We start from the raw sequence: 1,104 nt of genomic DNA, 5'->3' as shown, positions 1-1,104 counted from the left end.
CTGGAGAGGAAGTCACGCCGGCCGAGCACCAGATACTTGTTGGGGTGCGGGGTGAGATTGACGCCGCCCGCGAGCGCGGTGTCGCACTGCCCACCACGGATCGCCTCACAGGCCAGATGGATCGAGGTCAACGACGACGAGCACATGGTGTCCACGGCCAGGCTCGGGCCGCGGAAGTCGTAGAAGTACGACACCCGGTTCGCGACCGTGGAAGCACTGCCCCACAAGGCGTCGGGCCTGCCGCGCTCCTGCGCCTGCGCGCCGAGGAGCTGATACTCCTGGTACATCACCCCGACGTAGACCCCGACTCTGCCGCCCCGGGAGAGACGGTCGGCGGTGTACCCGGCGTCCTCCAGGGTGTGGTGGGCGCACTGCAGGAACAGGCGCTCCTGCGGGTCGAGATGGTCCGCCTCCAGCAGCGATATCTGGAAGAACAGCGGGTCGAACCGGTCGATGTCGTCGAGGAAGCCGCCCCAGGAACCGGCACCGGCATCCGCGTACCGCTGCCGGTCCCAGCGATCCGCCGGGACCTCACGCACGCTGTCCCGGCCCGAACGCAGGTTCTGCCAGAACTCGTCGAGATCGGCCGCCTCCGGATACCGGCCGCTGACCCCGATGATCGCGATGTCACCGTCACGCACGGGCGCCGGTTCCGGGTCGGTCACGGCCGCGACGGCAGTCGTCCGCCGGGGAGCCGTGTCCGGCAGCAGGCGGGTCGAAAGACCGGTCAGCTCCACGCACACCCGGCCGTGCTCGTCGAGGACGGTGACGTCGAGGCGGGCCGTGCCGTCGCCGGTGTCCGAGCCGGGCCGGTGCCGGATCCACGCGTACGCGGTGGTGGGGGTGGCGGCGACGACTTCGGCGCGGTCCAGGGCGAAGGGCAGGGCGAGCCCGGTCGACCGGCCGTCGGACTCCTCCGCCAGCCACAGGCCGATCGTGGCCTGGAGGGCGCCGTCGAGGATGCTCGGGTGCATGAGACCAGCGACGCCGAGAGGCTCCGCCTCGGGCGGCAGGCGCAGTTCGGCCAGGACTTGGGGGCGTCCGTCGGGGTCGGTGCCGGTGCGCAGCCCGGTCACGGAACGCTGGGAGGGGCCGTAGACCATG

At 71.4% G+C, this 1,104-nt stretch carries 1 protein-coding gene; it reads right to left on the bottom strand.

The genetic code is table 11. The annotated features are described in order from the left end of the window. Positions 1–1,104 (bottom strand): beta-ketoacyl synthase N-terminal-like domain-containing protein (locus TNCT1_RS35435; RefSeq protein WP_174266566.1); only part of this gene is annotated, 1,104 nt, incomplete at both ends.

Source organism: Streptomyces sp. 1-11 (genome assembly GCF_007176755.1).
In the GTDB taxonomy this organism is placed as follows: Bacteria; Actinomycetota; Actinomycetes; order Streptomycetales; family Streptomycetaceae; genus Streptomyces.
Note: the sequence above shows the minus strand (reverse complement) of the source record. Positions and strands in the feature narration are given on the sequence as shown.